8 protein-coding genes are annotated in these 18,097 nt (G+C 47.8%); 3 read left to right on the top strand and 5 right to left on the bottom strand.

What is annotated here, in order from left to right; translation table 11 throughout:
• Positions 1-6: 6 nt before the first annotated feature.
• Positions 7-5,622, bottom strand: a complete 5,616-nt coding sequence (locus tag HMPREF1222_RS03250) for an alpha-2-macroglobulin family protein (RefSeq protein WP_016518193.1) — start codon at positions 5,620-5,622, stop codon at positions 7-9.
• A 262-nt stretch (positions 5,623-5,884) separates the two neighbouring features.
• Here HMPREF1222_RS03250 and pbpC point away from each other — a divergent pair, with 262 nt between their 5' ends.
• Positions 5,885-8,206 carry a penicillin-binding protein 1C gene (gene pbpC, locus HMPREF1222_RS03240; protein ID WP_016518192.1) on the top strand — a complete coding sequence of 774 codons (2,322 nt, stop codon included), beginning with the start codon at positions 5,885-5,887 and terminating at the stop codon, positions 8,204-8,206.
• A 15-nt stretch (positions 8,207-8,221) separates the two neighbouring features.
• Here pbpC and HMPREF1222_RS03235 read toward each other — a convergent pair whose 3' ends face one another.
• Complete coding sequence (locus tag HMPREF1222_RS03235) at positions 8,222-9,952, bottom strand: YifB family Mg chelatase-like AAA ATPase (RefSeq protein ID WP_038076826.1); 1,731 nt, start codon at positions 9,950-9,952, stop codon at positions 8,222-8,224.
• Between the two features lie 284 nt (positions 9,953-10,236).
• Here HMPREF1222_RS03235 and HMPREF1222_RS03230 point away from each other — a divergent pair, with 284 nt between their 5' ends.
• Both HMPREF1222_RS03230 and tsaD read left to right on the top strand, forming a co-directional pair.
• Positions 10,237-11,646, top strand: coding sequence for a divergent polysaccharide deacetylase family protein (locus HMPREF1222_RS03230; protein WP_155997557.1), 1,410 nt, complete (start codon positions 10,237-10,239; stop codon positions 11,644-11,646).
• Positions 11,643-12,656, top strand: a complete 1,014-nt coding sequence (gene tsaD / locus HMPREF1222_RS03225) for a tRNA (adenosine(37)-N6)-threonylcarbamoyltransferase complex transferase subunit TsaD (RefSeq protein WP_016518189.1) — start codon at positions 11,643-11,645, stop codon at positions 12,654-12,656. The genes HMPREF1222_RS03230 and tsaD overlap by 4 nt, the downstream gene beginning before the upstream one ends.
• On the opposite strand, the gene HMPREF1222_RS03220 is transcribed toward tsaD, so the two are convergent.
• From HMPREF1222_RS03220 to HMPREF1222_RS12370, 3 genes are all read right to left on the bottom strand, one after another.
• Entirely contained in the window at positions 12,657-13,655 is a 999-nt protein-coding gene (locus HMPREF1222_RS03220; protein ID WP_016518188.1) for a helix-turn-helix transcriptional regulator, read from the bottom strand.
• An 86-nt stretch (positions 13,656-13,741) separates the two neighbouring features.
• Entirely contained in the window at positions 13,742-14,428 is a 687-nt protein-coding gene (locus tag HMPREF1222_RS03215) for a uracil-DNA glycosylase family protein (protein WP_016518187.1), read from the bottom strand.
• A gap of 155 nt (positions 14,429-14,583) precedes the next feature.
• Positions 14,584-17,550, bottom strand: coding sequence for a leucine-rich repeat protein (locus HMPREF1222_RS12370; protein WP_016518186.1), 2,967 nt, complete (start codon positions 17,548-17,550; stop codon positions 14,584-14,586).
• Positions 17,551-18,097: the final 547 nt, after the last annotated feature.

Raw genomic sequence — 18,097 nt, 5'->3', positions numbered from 1 at the left:
CTCTTTTCAAAAGGACACCTTTCGTCCCGGATATACCGCTCTAATTGAATTATCGTACATCGCTTGCGCATGGATAGCCGGTATAAAGTACTCTCCTTTATAGGTAACCGTTGCATAGAACTTGTAGGTTACCGAATCCCTACGCGCTAAATCAAAGTAGGTATACACGACGTCGTCTCTGATGTCCTGATAGGCAAAAGAATCCGAACCGTCGCTGCTGTCCAAGGCTATCCGATCGTTGCTGATTTCCCAACAGGTTGGGATGGGGAATGTCAGTGCGATATTTTCGATCTTCTTCGATGTTTGGTTCGCGACAAGAATTTTTATGACGAATGAATCCCCTACCTTCAAATCGGCAGGAGAAATCATGTATCCGTCGGAATCGAAATACGAAACATCAAGGTCGATATTTTCATTCTGGCGCTGTTCCGTTCCCGGTATGGACATACCTTCTGCGGTTAAAACGCCGTAGAGGATCGCTTTTCCGGTGTTCGTTACTTCGATGGTCTGTTTGTCCGCCGTTCCCGCAGGCAAGGTTTCGATAATCGAGGCGTTTTTAAGCTGTCCCTGCCGTGCCGTGCCGTTCGCCGTAACGGTATAGCTGCACGAGGCTGCATCGCGGTTTTTGTAATAGGGTAAAAGCGAGAACAGGAGCCATGCGGTCTCTTGCGTACTGCACCAATCATCGGAAGAAAGTACGGATGCAACCTCGCGGGCTGCTTTCGCTGCCTTTACATCATCCTGCAGCAGTGTACATACCATCAAATAGAGCGCCTGTATGCGGGTGGACGAACCGAAAGAGCCGCCGGTATACCGGTAGGATGTCTCCTTTTTAGCCAACGCGCTCAATGCATCGGCGAATAAGTCTTCCGCCGTATCTCTCCGGCCGGCAAGCGAGTATGCAGCAGCCAGCAGCAGTGCAGCGGAAGCATCAAGGCGTTCATTTTTCAACCGGTTCATTGCCCCGATATTCGGGCTGCCTGCAAGGGCGAGCGAGAAGAGCCGGTATGCCTGTATTTCGGCCGAATCTTCATTATAGGATTCCCATTCTGCCGCCGAGGAAGCGAGCCAAGAGGTCAGCGGTTTTTTAATCGAATCGGGTATCGCATAGCCCTGCTTTTCTGCCTCCGTTAAGAAGTGGAGCGCATAGCTCGAACCCCATGCGGACGGCGCGCTGTTGCCCGGCCAGTACGCGAAGGCTCCCGATGCGGTTTGATACTGAGGATACCGTTCGATAACCGATTGGATATGCTTTTGAATGCGCGTCTTTTCCTGCGGCGACAGCTGTACAAAGTCTGCGAGATACAGCTGCGGGAAGCCGCCGGATGTAATTTGTTCGATACATCCGTGCGGATATCGAATCAGGTAGTCGAGCCGGCTTGCTAAATTGAGTGCCGGTATGGAAGAAAGCTCCATCGAAAGTGTTGCCGAACTGACTTCTCCCGGACTTTGCACGTTCACAATCGTTTTTTCCGAAGGTTTCAGGGTGAACGGCGTACGGTAGGTAACGGGAATACCGCGCGCTTGCACCGCTACCGGCGTTACCGACTGTGCAAAACCTTTGTCCGTTTTTACGGCGGCGGTGAAGTCGGCAGTACCGGCCGCTTCCGTTTTTACCGTGAACGTAACGGTCGTATCCGAAGAAGCGGGAACCTTTACGGTTTTTTCACCGGTGAAGGACGGAATGGCGCCTTTTGTATTCAAGGTGATTTTTGCATTTTGTGCGGAATCCGTGCCGTTGAATACCGTAACAGGTACATCGATACGCTCGTTGACACCGAGTGTGCGGGGAAGCGCTGCCTGTATCATAAGGTCGGCCTTTACGGGAACGGTCTTTTCCGCAATACCGTAAGCGCCGTTAAAGCCCGCAACCGCAATCGCCCGCACGGCTCCGATATACTCAGGCATATCGAACGAAAGCTGCTTCTTTTCACCGGCGGCGATCGTAAAGGGGCCGAGGTATTGCACCACCGGTTTAAACCGATTGTTGCCCCGTTCGCGATTGTCGACAAGGTCTTCGGAACCGCCGATTGCAAGCAGCGTTTCAAGCTTTCCGCTATAGGCGTTCATAACATACTTATATAAATCCCAGCTCGAAAGCTGCGACGCTTCCTTCTTATAGAATTCTCGCCTCAGCTCCGGCCCGTGATAGTTCGTTAATCCCAAAAGCCCCTCATCGACAACGGCCAGCGTGAACGTCATCGGTTTTCCGTTTTGTTCGGATACGGAGATAACCGCTTTTTCGTTGGGTGCATAGACGGCCGGAGCGGTAATCACCGGATTGAGTTTCGTGGCGGGATTATCGACCATCACCGGTACAATACCGTAAAGGCGGATCGGCAAACTGTTCGCCGTTTGCAAGTGCTGTTGCAATACTGTGATATGCACGTACACGTTCGGCGACATCGCTTCCGTCAATTTCAGTTTATATACCGTGGTATCTTTTGCGGTTTCAAGCCAATCCTGTTTGAGAATTTCGCCGTTCTTTTCTATCGTAACGAGCGCTCTGTTTCCGGCGCTTGAGGCAAACGAAATAGAAGCGGTTTCGCCCGTGCTGTACTGCCGTTTGTCGGTGATGAGCGCAACCATTGCCGCGCTGCCCGAACCGTTTTCTTGAGCCCGTCCCGCCCAGCCCGGCCAATCGATATATACGATTTTTGCTGCGCTGTGTCCGTGCAGCCCATCGGAGACCGTAACGAGGTACCGTCCCCATGAGGGATATTTTATTTCAAACTGAAAGCTTCCTTTTCCGTTTGTAACGGGTACCGAGCCGCGTACAATTTCATAAGACGAGTTGCTGGAGACATACGTTGCGTCGGTGAGGGCGTCTTTTTCCCACCACCATTTCCAATCCAATTTATGAATCGTATATGAAAGCTCCCCTGAGGAAACCGGCTTGCCGTCTTGGTCTATCAGCAGTACATCGGCGATATGCTGAACATCGGTTAAAAGCATTCCCCGTGCGGCATCTCCTTTCGGCAGCCGCAGACCGACATAACGGCTGTACGGCGAATACGGGAATGAGCTTTGCTCGGTGGAAAAGGCTCCCGACGGTTCAAAGATGCGGCTGACAAAATGAGCCTGTAGTTTTCCCGGTACGGGATCATCTGCACCGATGGTGAAATGTTCGCTGAATGTTGCCTTTGAGGCGCTATTCAGTGTTCCTTCCCAAATGGTTGAGCGGCCCAGTTCCATTTCTACCGACGGATTAGTAAAGCTGAAATCGGAATAACCGAAATTATCCGGCGCAGAGGTAAAGAACACGGCAACGTCTGCGTTGTAATTGGGGGTCGGCGCACCGTGCAGCCATGCCCCCGAAAGCATAAAGTTGTTCGTACCGCTGGTAAGCATTTTTTTCTCAGGTTCCAGTTTGACCGACAGGCGGTTCGGGACGACCGTTTCAATACGGAGCGGACGAGTCCATTCCTGTCCGCCGATTTTTACCTTTGCTTGCCAGAGACCGGTTACCGCGCCTGCGGCGGTTTTTGTTTCCACCGGATAAAAGCCGTTTACCGAATGGGTTAGGAGGCGCGACTCCGTTACCCGTCCGAGCGGGTCGGAAAGTTCAAAAGAGACCGGAATATCCGCGGGGAGGGTTTTCTGTAAATCCTGCAGCACAAAGGTAAGATAGAGCGGATCACCCGGCCGCCATACGCCGCGCTCTCCGTAAATGAATCCCTTTACGCCGCCTACGGTTTTTTCGCCGCCGGTTTCAAAATGACTGACACTCAATCCCGTTCCGGCTCCAATTTTCAAATATGAAGTCTGCCCCTTATAGCTTGCCGCGATGAACACAGCCTTGGAAGCGTCTTCGAGTACGGCGAAGCCGTTTTTGTCCGACCGGAGTTCGACATTTTTGGAGCCGACATACGAATAGCAGGTAATTTCCGCTCCGCTGATAGGTTGCGCCGTTTTGATGTCGGCAACGCTGACGTATAGTTTCCCGCTCGTTGTCTTTTTCGCCATAATGCCGACATCCGAGATAAGAATATTCCTCTTTATCAAATTCTTACTATTGAAACGCGGAATATAAAAAGCCGGATGATAGGGGTTGTTTTTATTTGACCAATAAGTATCCCGCTCATCATAATCCAAATCTTCCCAATAATTCCAAAAACTCTTTTCGTCGGGCGGCAAATCAGCTTCGATCATATCGGGAGGCTGCGGCAGTGAAGCAAAAGCTTCATCGGCATCTGAGGGAATACGGTATTTGATATTCTTTTTTCTGAATGAAATGCGTATCTGAAACATCCCATGAGGATATTTTTTTGTGAGCGCCGACACATCAATTCCGCGCGGAATGTATTTATTCTGCATCGAATCGTCCCACTCGAATGAAACATTTTGCGTCCACACCGGCTCGCCCACGCGGTACAGTTCATCGGTTCCGTCCAATTCGTTGACCTGCAAGAATTGCACCATATTATGATCGTAAATAGCAAAAGCTTGTATTAAAAGACCGCTCACGTTCCGTGTCTCGACCGGCAGCACCGTCCCCTGTGAAGACGGTAAAATAGTTCCGTCGGTCATAAAACGCACGGACGGCAGTTCCCAATTATCCGAAAGAGTGATAGTCCGCGCTGCAGCAAGGTAGATACCGTTCGAGCTTTTAATCCCGTTTGAAATACGGATAGTTCTGATATTCCGCCAATTTGAATCGTTATAAATTGTCAGTACATTACCTCTGACTGATACATTGACATCATCGCTCCGTGCGCCGTTCTCATTATGTGTCGAAACAAAATCCCGTATATCCTGAGAAGCGTCGAGCAGTCCTGAAAAACTCACCAGTATGGTATTCTTTTTTGAAGTATTGATATCGATGATGGAAAATTCGTCTTTTGCTGGAATATTGAATGATTTTGTGCCTGCAAATGCCGCATCCTGTTTTTTCGACAAACCGAGCTTCCGCCCCTGCCACGAAACCGATAAGCTCCGCGCCCGTTTTTTAATACCGATATTTTGGATAAAAAATTTCCACACCTTTCCCGATGAACCCTGTTCCCATTGCATTGTGCAGGAGCTTCCCCAAAAGCCTCCTGACTTTGCCGAAACACAGTGCCGGATGGTATCCGCGGTAACGGGAATGTCCGTAGTGATACTGCCGCTGAGCGAATAAGCCTCCTCATCTTGATTCAACGTTAACGTATCCAACGCAACCTCATAGGAAGGGGTGTCTGCTAAAAACACATGGCGGTATGTACCCTGCGCCGTCTCCTTCCCGAAAAGCTTTGCACAGTCTGCGGATAAGATGATTTTACGGCTGGAAGGGTAGGGAGCTGACGGCATAAACACAACCGTTTTGCTGTCTTGGAGTTCCCATGTCCCCGTCTGCCGGGGAGAAAACTGCAAAGCCTGTTCAGGTTCGCAGATAACATCGCAGGCAAAGCTGACGGCAATAGGAGCAAGCCGTTCGATATTGGTCGGAGAAATCGCCGTAACAAATTCCTCCGTTCCGCTGTCCGCCGCCGTTTGCCGCTTATCGGCGCATCCGGTAAGGCTCAGAGCTGCGAATATAAACATTGCAGCAAGGCTCAGAACTGCGGCAATGGGTATACGTTTTATTTTTTTGTTGTTGACGTTTTTTGTCAGTATGTAGGAAAAAAAACCGGTATGTTTCATGGTATACTCCCTAAAATAGATAATAAATTAAACCGATATGGCGGTCAAGGTTTATTTTCAGCGGTACCATTTGTGCCGCTGAAAATAAACCCTGGGATAATGCACGGATGGAGAGCTGGTTTACGATGCTAAAAAAAGAAAAGATTTATCAGCTTGATACAACAAAACTGACCGTGAAGGAAGTTAAGACAATTGTCTGTTGACATATAGAAAGTCTTCGGTAACCTCTTAAAAAGGATCAAAAAAGGAGATAAAATAAGGTATGAACGGCAGACCATCGGCTTTACCGGATAAAACAAAAATACGGTACAGAAAATTCTTTGCAGTGCTTTTTTTTACCTATGCCACAATTTTTTTATTTCCGTTGAAAATTCTGCCGAAAAATGTGCCATATTCGTATGCGCTCTATGATAAAACAGGTGCGCTGATCGGTGCATCGGTTGCGTCGGACGGGCAGTGGCGTTTTTCGCCTGGAGAGGTTCCCGATAAATTTGCCCAAGCGGTTATCGTTTTTGAGGATAAACGTTTTTATTATCATCTCGGTGTTGATCCGATTGCCGTACTGCGTGCAGTTGTGTCTAATATACGGGCAGGACGGATTGTTTCGGGAGCTTCGACGCTTACAATGCAAACCATGCGGCTGCTTGCAGGGAGTAAGCCGCGGACATTCGGGCAAAAGTGTCGGGAATCTTTCCTCGCGGTTATGGCGGAAATCCGGTTAGGCAAGGCAAAAATCTTGTCGCTGTATGCCGCTTATGCACCGTTCGGAGGAAATGTCATCGGTATTGAGGCTGCTTCTTGGCGATATTTTAACCGTTCGCCGGCTTCATTGACATGGGCGGAGGCGGCAACACTTGCCGTGCTGCCGAATCAACCTTCGCTGGTGCATCCGGGAGCACATAGGTCTATCCTGCTCGAAAAGCGCAATGCAGTGCTGCATATGCTGTATGAGAAAGGGTCTATCGATGCGCGAACCCTTGAACTTTCGCTTGCAGAGTCGCTGCCCGCAAAGCCGTATCCGCTGCCGTCAGATGCTCCTCATTATCTGGAATTGTTGAAGAAACAACAGCCTTCAACTGCGCGGTTTTATACCGATCTGGATTCCGGTCTGCAAAAAAATTTGTACCGGATTCTGGAACGGTATTCGCGCGCACTTTCCCGAAAAGGGATCGATAATGCTGCAGCGCTGATTATCGAAACCGCTACCGGAAAAGTGCTCGCATACTGCGGCAATACGGGGCTTGACGGCCGGAATGGAACTACATCGGCAGTAGATATCGTGCAGGCGCGGAGAAGTTCCGGCAGCTTGTTAAAGCCGTTCCTTTATGCGGCGATGTTGGACAGCGGCCGGTTATTACCGGATCAACTCGTCATCGATATTCCGACCCGTATCGGCAGCTACAAACCCGATAACAATGTACCGCTCTACCGCGGGGCAGTTCCCGCTTCAGAAGCGCTTTCACGCTCGTTAAATATTCCTGCCGTGAGAATGCTTCGTGAATATGGAATTAGTCATTTTCTTGACTATCTCAAGCGGTGCGGTTTTACCACCTTTACGCGGTCTGCCGATGAATACGGCCTCCCGCTTATCCTCGGCGGCGGTGAGATTACGCTTTACGAAGCGGTATATGCCTACGCACAGCTTATGAACGCCGCATGCAGCCGGAGCGGATTCTTCGGTGAACATATCTTTCCCGTGTCAACCGGCGCTGCATGGTTGACGCTCAAAGCATTGGCCGAGGGGGTGCGTCCTGATGATGAATCGCTTTGGCGTGTTTTTGCCGGTTCTAAACGGATTGCGTGGAAGACCGGTACGAGTAACGGGAACCGCGACGGCTGGGCAATCGGAACTACGGAAGCGTATACGGTCGGCGTATGGTTCGGTAATGCGGAAGGGCAGGGGAGGCAAGATCTCCAAAGTATCCGTACGGCAGCGCCGGTATTGTTTGAAATTTTTGCGTCCCTTCCCGCAGCGCATTGGCCTGCGGTACCATCCGAGAATTTAAAGGAAGAAACTTTCTGCGCGGATTCAGGCTATATCGCCGGACGGCATTGCAGCCGTACCGTGAAGGGCTTTCGTCCCGCTCAAGCGCCGCAGGGCGCGGTTTGTCCGTATTGCACCGCCGTATCGTTTACACCTGACGGGAGATTTCAGGCTGATATGTCGGATATGACGGGTGTATACGAAGGCCGGTTTCCGCTCATTCAAAACCGCTTTGTATTGCCGCCGGCAGTAGAGTATTATTATACCCGGTTTGCAGCGACGTATAAAAAACTGCCGCCCTTCGTTGCGGGACATCGAGGCGGCACTCAGTTGCAGCTGGCAATCCTTTTCCCGGAACAAGGAGCTCGTATTGTTATTCCGGTAGAAATCGATGGTACTGCGGGTGCCATGATTATGCAAGCCGCAGCGCGCGATATCGGCACGGTTATCTATTGGGATATTGACGGCGTATACCTCGGCAGTACGCAGGGGACACACACGATGACTGTTCGGCCTAAGATCGGTAAGCATATTCTCACCGTTACCGATTCGTTTGGCGCCCGCCGTGTCCGTACCTTTGAAATTCTTGACGCGGGATAAACTAAGTGTGCCTTTTCAATGCATAAAGAACGGCAAAAAGGAGCTCCATTCGCGGAGACGGATTGCTTCTTCGACGTGAGCCGCAGCAATTACATCTTCCTGTGCGAGGTCGGCAATGGTACGCGCAATCTTCAAAACGGCGTGGCTGCCTCTTCCCGAAAGCTCTTTTTTTTCGGCATTATGGGTAAAAATACGCTCCGCTTCGCCGGTCAGCGGACACAGTGCCGACAGGGCTGACGGAGTTAGATGTACGTTTTTGTAGGATAGCTGTGCTGCCGATTGTGCAGTACCGGCGAGGTTGGAGTCTACCGCCTTGTTGTGTACAGGCGTTCCTGCCGCCGCTCCGCCGTTTAATCCTTTACGAAGATATGCGGCGTACCGCTCTCGTTGTATTTTATCCGAAGCTGCGATTTTTTTACGCATATCGGCGGTATTGTAACACGGCTTTTCCGGCAGCCCGTATGATTGAGGCGGAAACACCGGAATCCGCAAGTCGATACGGTCGATCAGCGGCGCCGTCAGTTTTTTCCAGTATTGTTCAACTACGGCGGGCATACACGTGCATACCTTACCGTCGGCGCCGAGATTTCCGCAGGGGCATGAGTTAAGCGCCATGAGAAGCTGGAAACGTGCAGGGAAGGTACTTGTCCTTCCCGCACGGCTCAAGGTAACGGTTCCCGTCTCAAGCGGCGCACGGAGTGTTTGCAGCACCGTCTGCTTAAATTGTACGGCCTCGTCCAAAAAAAGCGTTCCGCCGTGCGCAAGGGAGATTTCGCCGGGCATGCACTTTCCCGCGCCTCCGATCATTCCCTCAAGGCTGGCATTAGGATGCGGCATTCTAAACGGCGGGCGTTTAATCCGCACATCATGACCGCGCATACTCGGTAAAAGCCCTGCGATGCTATAGATGTGGGTAACTTCTTCCGCCGTTTTCGGGTCTAGGTCGGGAAGGAGGCTGGCAAACCGCTGCATCGAAAGCGTTTTACCGCAGCCGGGCGGTCCGTAGGCAAGTATGCTGTGTCCGCCTGCCGCCGCAATGTGCAAAGCCCGTACCAGTTCGCGTTGGCCGTAAACCTCTTCGAAAAAGCCGCCCGTACCCGTATTTGCCGCGGCATCCGCTTGACTTGGTTCCGACCATGAAGCGGCAATGGAAATCGAGTTGCCTGTGTGTCCGATAGCTTCCCGTGCCGGTGCGCCGCTGTTTTTGTCGCCGCTGTTTGATTCGCTATTGTTTTCCGTGCGTAGTTCCGCTTCAATCGTATAGAGGCTGTCCAACGCTTCTCGCAGTGTTTCAACACCGAATATGTGTACGCCTTTTTGAATACGAGCTTCCGCTTCATTTTCTTTTGGTACGATAAAGTACTCGATTCCAGTAGTAGATCCCGAAATCAAAGCGCCCAAGACACCCCGAACCGGACGCACCCGCCCTGATAGTTCCAGTTCTCCGATTACCATAACCGGTGTATCGAGCGCACAGTCTGCCTGCAATACCGCGAGCGCAATCGGCAGATCAAACCCGCTGCCTTCTTTTTTCTGGTCGGCAGGGCTTAAATTTATCAGTATCCGTTCTTGTGGAAAAGGCAAGTCGGAGTTACTGATGGCAGCGCGCATCCGTTCCCGTGCCTCCTTCACCGCCGAACCCGGTAGCCCGACAATATCGACAATCGGTAACCCGCGCCGCAAATCCGCTTCAACCTTGATAATCTCTCCCTCGTAGCCGAAGGAGGCAAAACTCATAATAGTCATTTTTTTCTCCCATAAAAGCTGTGCTATTTGTACGGCTTTTATTTTACACTCCTCATTCTGCGACCATTTCGTAAAAAACATGATAGTTGCAGTTTCTTAAAGGATATATAGGGCATGAGCCGCAATTCGGCTAAAGATTTAAGAGAAAAAGTGCCGTTTTTATGAAAATGTTAAGAAAAAATAGGTTGGGAACCGCTACTTTAAAGATATAAAAAGAATCCGGTATATTTTTCTATATAAAAAAGTGCTTGACATTAAGCCGTACTGTTTTTATGCTTTTGCCTATGCCCGAAAAAGAAGATAAAGTAAAAACAAGCAAAAAAACGTCGCCGAAAAAGACGGCCGGAAAAACCCAATCGAAAACCAAAAGCCGCACAGGCACTACCACTGCAAAGAAAAAGCCGCGCAGTTCAACCGCCCGTAAAAAGCGTTCGCGCGGGAATATTATTGCCGCATTGGTGATATTGTGCGTTCTGCTTTTGGGGTTTAATCTTGTTTTAGTATTAAAATTAGTGCCTAATCTTAAAAATTCATTAAAACAGGATACCGGCACGGCTCAAACTCAAGAACAACAGGATAAAACCTCAACCGAACAAAAACGGAATGAACCGCTTACGGCAGCACAAGAACCTTCACCGCCGGTTACCGTGCCGCAGGTTGCCGCACAAGCACAGCCGCATACCGATTCCGCGGTGCAGCAAAAACGGCAAAACACACCGGCAACGCAGCAAAAAACAGCGTCATCACAGGAGAAAGCGCCGACTGCCAAAAAAACAACGCCGGCTGCACAACCGGCGCCGCATTCGCCTGCTGCTGCATCTGTGCCAGCATCCCATACCGCTTCTGCCGCACAGAAAGACAGTGCGAAGAAAGAGAAATCGGCAGTCCATGCGGCTCCGCAAAAGAATACCGTACCGGAGAAACCTACCGTACCCGACAAGAAAAAAGCCGTACAAACAATGCAGCCGGTGCAGCCTGCTGCAAAACCGGAAAAGCCGCGCAAGCGTGCTCCTTATGCCGGGAATCTTACCTTTGTGTTTGACGATGCGGGACACAACCTCGACCAGCTTGAATACTTTTTGCGGCTGCCATTCCCCTGTACTATTGCAGTTTTACCCGGATTGCGGTACTCTAGCGAGTCTGCACGTCGGATACGCAAGGCCGGAAAACAGGTTATCCTGCACCAGCCGATGCAGTCGGTAGATCTGCATATCAATCCGGGACCGGGTGCCGTTACGCCGGGGCTTTCTGCGGAGCAAATCAAAAACATCGTCAGAAAAAACCTTGAGGAGATTTGGCCTGTCGCCGGTATGAACAATCACGAAGGTTCATTGATGACGGCTGATGAGGCGGCTATGAGGGCTGTCTTGGACGTTGTAGCGGAAAAGCATATATTCTTTTTGGATTCGCGGACAACTGCCAAGTCGGTTGTCTCGAAGGTTGCAAAGGAGAAAAATATGGTTGTCTGGGAACGGGCAATTTTTATTGACAATGATAAAAGCCGTGCTGCGATGGAAACTCAAATTAAAAAGGGGTTAAGCATCGCAAGGCAAAAAGGTTCGGCTATTATGATCGGACACGTATTTACAGTTGAGCTTGCGCAGCTTTTAACGGAAATGTATCCCGCGCTTATCGAAGAGGGTTTTTCGCTTTCGGCAATTGCCCAAGCTGCGCAAAAAGGACATATAGAATGAAGATACTTGGCATTGAAAGTTCTTGCGATGAAACGGCTGCCGCCGTCGTAGAGGACGGTCATAAAATCATCAGCTCGGTGGTGGCGACTCAAATACCATTCCACGAAGCATATAAAGGTGTAGTACCGGAAATTGCGAGCAGAAAGCACACCGAATGGATCTTACCGGTTGTCAAGACCGCTTTGCAGGAAGCAGGTGAAACTTTGCAATCGATAGACGGTATCGCCGTAACCAATCGACCGGGGCTGATGGGGTCGCTGCTGGTAGGGCTTACCTTTGCAAAAACCCTCGCATGGGCATGCAACAAGCCTTTTATTGCCGTGAACCACATGCTTGGGCATTTGTATGCGGCGCATCTTGAGCAGGATATTCCCTATCCGTACCTCGGCCTGTTAGTGTCCGGCGGTCATTCGCTTATCTGTAAGGTCTACGACTTTGATTCAATCGAGGTGCTCGGCAGTACGATCGACGATGCGCCGGGCGAAGCCTTCGATAAGGTTGCTAAATTCTATAATTTCGGCTATCCGGGCGGAGTGATCATCGACCGGCTGGCGAAAAACGGCGACCCCAAGGCTGCGAACTTCCCGATGCCGGTGCTGCATGAATCCGGCCGCCGGTATGACGTGTCCTATTCGGGTTTAAAAACCGCGGTTATCAATCAGATCGATCAGTTCTGGAATCCCGGATATGAAAAAACGCCCGAAAATATCGCAGCGGCCTTTCAATCAAGAGCCGTTAAGATATTACTGCGTTCCCTGCTGCGGGCGGTTGAAGACACGGGACTGCACACGATTGTCGCAGGCGGCGGAGTTGCTGCAAATTCGCTGCTCCGTGAAAAACTCGCCGAACAAAAAGGTTTAACGTGCATCTTCCCGCCGCTCAAGCTCTGTACGGATAACGCCGCAATGATTGCCGGCGTAGGCTACCGTTATCTGCAACGCGGAGACAGAAGCGCTCTCGATTGTCCTGCAAGCGCCCGTGTCGAAGGATTTAAACGCCGGAAAATATAATTAGCGTATTTCCGCACATCTCTTGCTCCGCCTCACCATAGCCTGTATTTCCGCTTGCCAGTCTTGCACAAAATCTTCCGGTTCAAGCGGCTGTGCGTTTGAGCCGTGAGATAAGACCCATTTCAATATCCGGTAGCCTTGCGCTGCGGAAAAGACTATTTCGGTTTTCCCTTCTTCATCATATTCGGTAATTTTTTGGTCGTCCGCCCATACGGAATCTTTTATTGCGAGACGAGACTCGCCGTAGAATGCAATACGGTAGGTAACCGTTTCCGGTTCCATAAATGAGCCGAATCTTCCGCCGCCGCAGCGGGAGATAAAGTCGTAATTTTCGGGCAGCGTAAAAAGCTCATCAGTAATGCAAAGCTGTTCAATACGCGGAATATAAAAAAGCCGTTCCGCTTGGCGTTCTTCTGCATAGCCGAATAGAAAATATCGCCCGTCATCAAAAAGGAGCTGATACGGACGGACACGCCGATGTACCTTCCCGCTATCCAACACACCGCGGTAATCGAATTCGATCATGCGGTTTTGAATCATCGCTTGGTAGAGTGCAGCAAATACCGCTTCATCGATAATGGCATAAGGCATCGGCGGAACGGCGATACGGTCAATAAACGCTCCCGTTCCTTGCCTTTGAGGAAACGTAATAACATCAATGGCGGCAACGAGCTCTTTGTAGATCGGCGTTCCCTGATATTGCTGCAGCAGCGTTTTTGCAGCAACAAGCGCTGTTACATCTTTTTGCGAAATATTTTGGATCGGTATTTCATATTTTTCGCTGTAATAAAATCCTTTCTTTTGCGCATTATATTCAATGGGTGCATTAAACCGATCCCGCAAAAACGTTATATCGCGGCTTATTGTCGGAACACTGCACTCCAGTTCTTTTGCAAGTTCGGATGTCTTAGGGAAGCATTCTGCTTTTATCCGATGATGAATATACGTGAGACGTTCTAACATTTGATGGGTAATCGCACGGTTTTGATCCTTTTTCATAGTGGTATTATAGTAGGAAATGGAAGATTTTGGAATCTGCAAAAAATGTAAAACGTTTTGCAGATTCCAGCACTTTATGGTTATTTCTATAACTTCAATTCACTCAAATATCGGGAGACATCAAAATATTTTTTTAAGAATTTATACCATTCTTTCGGATAGTAACCGCCCATCGTTCCGCTGGTATGACGGAGGAAAATGATGTCGATGGATTCACCGTCAAGCTCTATACGGCAATAGCGAGGATAGGCATTGTTGATTTTATCATCTCCCCATTTTTCTTGTTTAACGGTAAGTCCCTCGTATTCCAAATTGGTTAATACATCAAAGGCTTTTACACCCAATGAAACAACCGTATTCGGTTTGAGTATTTTTATCGTTTCTAAAATGATATGCCAGCCGGCTTCAAAATCGGAATCGTCGGGGCGTTCTTCGCTTGCGTTAAGAAGCCGCTGAATAATGACTTGGTAGACAAAACTGTCTGAAATTGCCGTCATCTCTTTTTTGCTCAGCTCTTCATCATAATCTCTATTCAACAGCGTTTTTTCAAAATTGCGGATAACGTTTGTTCCTTCCTCGCCGTTTTGATGCATACCGATAAAGCTGCGGGTAAAATCGATGCCGTACTCGTCAGGACTGTCGCCTGCGCAAAGATAGTGGCTTTCTCCCAATACCATCAGCTTTGTCTGACTTGCGGAATAGTTCTTTCCTATCCACGGCAGCCAGTGAAGATTGTTAATCCGTAAAAGCTGTTCATCAATCTTTTTGTTCATTTTTTCTCCTCCTTCCGCCTTCTGCGGATTTGATATATAGGGCATCTCTAAAAACTTGGTTAGATTTTTAAAGATTTTCTATAATAATAAAAGGCTTTAACCACCTTGCTGCTGCTTCCGATAGGGAATCCCTTAAAAAGGAAGCGGCGGGCGTTTTAGTTTCTAGTCCAGCGATAATTAACATACATGGATTTTAAATACTTCGCAGCTGTTGAATGATTTTGCAGATTCGTTGGTTCTATGTTCATTTGAAAGCTACCATCCCTCACTTTCCAACCCATCGTATTCTCGAACTTCGCGCTTGTTAGGCTGGAACAGAGTACAAAAGCATACTTACTAATTTCGGTAATATTGTCACCGATGGTCAGACTTGTTAAGCTCGTACAGCTCTCAAAAGACCTGTTGCCAATAGAGACAACGCTATTGCCTATAGTAACATTTGCTAAACTGTCACAGCCGGAAAACGCCCAGTCATCAATTTTGGTAACATTGTCACCGATAATAACATCTTTAAGACTTGTACGGAGAAAACCAAGAGCTGGGATAGGATTGCAATTGATGCTTAGTTTCTCAATCTTGTTACAGCCGTCAAAAGGAGCTTTTTTATAGGGATAATCATCTTCTAATAGAATAGTGGTAAGCCCTTTGCCGATAGTCAGACTGGTAATACTTGAACAATTCTTAAAAGCGGATTTGCCGATTTCCGTAACACTATCAGGTATGATAACATCCGTTAAGCTGGTGCAGCCCGAAAATGCGTTATCGCTGATTGTAGTAATGTTATTGCCAATAGTAACGTTTGTTAAATCGGTACAGTTGGAAAAAGCATCTTTACTTATTGTATTGACATTATCACCGATAATAACCTCTTTAAGACTTTTGATGTTAAGACGCGGGAGAATCTTACAGTTGATATTCAGGTGTTCAATCTTATTACAACCGTCAAAAGGAGTGTGATAGAGATAATAATTAGTAGTAAGCCCTTTGCCGATAGTCAAACTGGTAATATTTGAACAGTTCTTAAAAGCACTATCTCCTAGATCGGTAACACTATCAGGTATGATAACATCCGTTAAGCCGGTGCAGCCTTGAAACGCTCTACTTCCTATTTCTGTAACGCTATCCGGTATAGTAATACTTGTTAAGCCGGTACAGTTTGAAAAAGTATTATCATTTATTTTTGTAACACCGGAGCCGATCGTAATACCGATTAAGCCGGTGCAGCCTTGAAACGCTTCACTTCCTATTTCTGTAACGCTATCGGGAATGGTAACATCCGTTAAGCCGGTACAGCTAGCAAAAGTCGCATATCCTATTTCAGTTACATTGTCCGGTATGGTAATGGTCGCTAATCCGGTGCAGCCGGAAAAAGTTCTTTGTCCGATTTCCGTAACGCTATCTGGTATGGTAACACTTGTTAAGCCGGTACAGCCGGAAAATGCATTATTACTGATTGTCGTAACGTTATTTCCGATGTTAACAGTTGCTAATTTAGTACAGCTGGCAAAAGCACTCGCGCCGATTTCCGTAACGCTATCGGGAATGATAACATCCGTTAAGCCGGTACAGCCGGAAAATGCATTATCACTGATCGTTGTAACATTATTTCCGATAGTGATGTTTGTTAAGCTGGTATAATTGGAAAAAGAATATCCATTTATTATAGCAGCATTATCACCGATAATAACCTCTTTAAGACTTTTGATGTTAAGACGTGGGACAGTCTTACAGTTGATATTCAGTTTCTCAATCTTATTACAGCCGTCAAAAGGAAATTCATTAGAATAATAATCTTCATCGTGAATAGTAGTAAGCCCTTTGCCGATAGTCAGACCGGTAATATTTGAGCAATCTTTAAAAGCAGCCTTACCAATTTCCGTAACGCTATCAGGAATGATAACATCCGTTAAGCCGGTACAGCCTTGAAACGCCTTGTTTCCTATTTTTGTAACACTGTTCGGTATGGTAACGTTTGTTAAATCGGTACAACTGTAAAATGCTTGCTCTCCGATTTCGTTCACATTATCGTCGAGCGTAAGCTCTTTAAGAGATGTCATACCGAGATACGGTACCGTTTTACAATTAATGTTGAGTGTCTCAATCTTATTGCAACCGTCAAAAGCGGAATATCCTATTTTAGTCACGCCTTTTCCGATCGTAACACTTGTTAAGCTTTTAAAGCCAGAAAAAGCGAAGTCTCCTATTTTAGTAACGCTATCCGGTATCGTAATACTCATTAAATTATAACAGCCGGAAAAAGCGCCTTCATCAATTTCAGTAACATTATTTCCAATGGTAACGCCTGTTAAGCCGGTGCACAGATAAAAAGCTTGATACCCGATTGAGGTAACGCTATCGGGTATAATCACGCTTGTTAAACCGGTACACAGAGTAAGCGCTTTACTGCCGATTGCGGTAACCGTGTTCGGAAGCGCCAGACTTCCCTTTAGTCTGTATTTGTCGGTTACACCAGTCAGTCTGCCGGTTGAATCGATTATCAAAAGCGATGCATCGGCTTTCCCTTCTTCTATCATCGTAACGCTTACGGTTAGATCTTCGGTTACGGAAAGATGTACCTCATTGTTCTCAACATCGTATCCTATCTTATCTTGCCATATACCCGCCCCCGTCCATTTGTTCACCTTCCAACCGGGTTCCGGTGTTACAGTAAAAGTAAGACGAGTATACTGTGGAATCATTCCGTCTTCAGATAAGGCAGGTTTCACCGTTACCGTACCGTGTTCGGGTTGAACAAGCGTAACCTTGTACTTCTGCTTTTCCGAACTGTAGCCTATCCTTTTAAATGTGACGGATACGGTCGTGTCTGCCATTACCGTAAGCGTCGCTGTCGTATTATCGGGATAGTTACGGTTTGCTCCCGTCCATGTATCAACTTCATACCCCTCGTCAGGTTGCGCGGTAAAAGAAAGCCACGTATGCGCTTCAACCATGCCGTCCTCAGGGAGTGCGGGATTTACTGTTACCGAACCGTGCTTGCCGGAGTTGAGCGTTACCTTGTACTTTTGGGTTTGCGGTTGTACGTGGGCAGGACAGCCGGTCATTATTACGGCGCCGGTAAATAATACAAGCGCACTAAGAAGTAAAATATATCTGCGTTTCATAAATAAAACTCCTTTTATACATAGTATAGACCGTCCTGTCTCGACATCATCGAAAACAGGTTGACCTCATGTCAATCATAGAGCTTCAATTCACTCAAATAGTGTGAGGCAACATCACACTATTTTTTTAGATGACTTATCTTATATCTTAAAGCACTCAATTTCTCTCTATAACGCGGGATGGTGTTTCTTATACGGGCTCTTGCTACAGTTACCACTTGTCAAACTTGATAATGAAGAATATTTCGCTCCACAAAACTTACAGGTATACTGACTTTTTTCAGCTCCTTCATACAGCTCGTGGTATTTTCCTTCCGGATTACGAGAACAATGACCGGAAGTTAAACTTGAAACGCTTGAATAGTTTGTACCACACCATTTGCAATAAAATTTCTGTGCCATAATAATCTCCTTTTGGCATTTATTTTTCGAATTGAATACGTGTAACCTATTTGTTGTTCCTGTACAAACAGCATTTGCTGAATTTACATGAGCCGTCATTTTGTTAACATCGTTTCAATTCAATCAAATTTCTTCCATAATACCC

Origin of the sequence: Treponema vincentii F0403 (assembly GCF_000412995.1) — a bacterium.
In the GTDB taxonomy this organism is placed as follows: Bacteria; Spirochaetota; Spirochaetia; order Treponematales; family Treponemataceae; genus Treponema; species Treponema vincentii.
This window is presented reverse-complemented; position numbering and strand designations above follow the sequence as displayed.